Raw genomic sequence first — 705 nt, 5'->3', positions numbered from 1 at the left:
GCACCAACACCAAGGAGGAGGCCATCGAAGAGTTGTTGCCCTGAAGGATCCAACCTTTCCCTTCTTGCCCCCTGGAGCTGGCCGGGGGGCTTTTTTCCCTGGGCTGGAGAGCTTGACTCTAGTCATCGAAACAGGGGATCCCAGCCCTAGGAGAGGTCGATCACCCGGATCAGTTGTTTCAGCTTCTCCATCACCCGTCCGGAGCGAAGCAGGTCTTCCGCCTGTTGGATCCCTTCTGGCAAGGATGGAGCAAGCCCGAGGAGCCACAGATAGCTGCCCCCATTCCAGAGAACGGCTGGGGTGAGTTCACAGGGATCCCCGCTGAGCACCTGCTGCATCTGCCGGAGCAGCTCTTTCTCTCCGGAGAAGGGGATCTCCGGGCCTGCCAAGTGACAATCGCGAGCCTTCAAGAGCAGCCGTTTCCCGCCCTGGTTGAGAATGGCCGCCCGTTCCCGCGGCAGGTCGCAACTGCCTTCCAAACCTTTGACGGTGGTAAATTGCCGGATCTCCCGCAGGGCAAACAGCTCCAGCATCGTGGCCTCGGTGGGCGGATGCACGTACCCGGCCACCAGGTGAAAGGGGCCTTGGTAGGGTGTCCAGACCAGCTCCAAGGTGGCCAAGGGGGGGCGCTTGCCGATTTGATCCCGGTAGTCCATCAGGGCCTGAGCCTGGGGAAAACAGGTGGGCAAATACAAAAATCCCAGC

The 705-nt window shown here is 60.9% G+C and carries 1 pseudogene; it reads right to left on the bottom strand.

The window, feature by feature from the left end:
• Window positions 1-146: 146 nt before the first annotated feature.
• A pseudogene (locus NW837_RS14445) lies at window positions 147-705 on the bottom strand (hypothetical protein); the annotation flags it as partial.

It is taken from the genome of Synechococcus sp. R6-10 (genome assembly GCF_047461815.1).
Taxonomy (GTDB): Bacteria; Cyanobacteriota; Cyanobacteriia; order Thermostichales; family Thermostichaceae; genus Thermostichus.
This window is presented reverse-complemented; position numbering and strand designations above follow the sequence as displayed.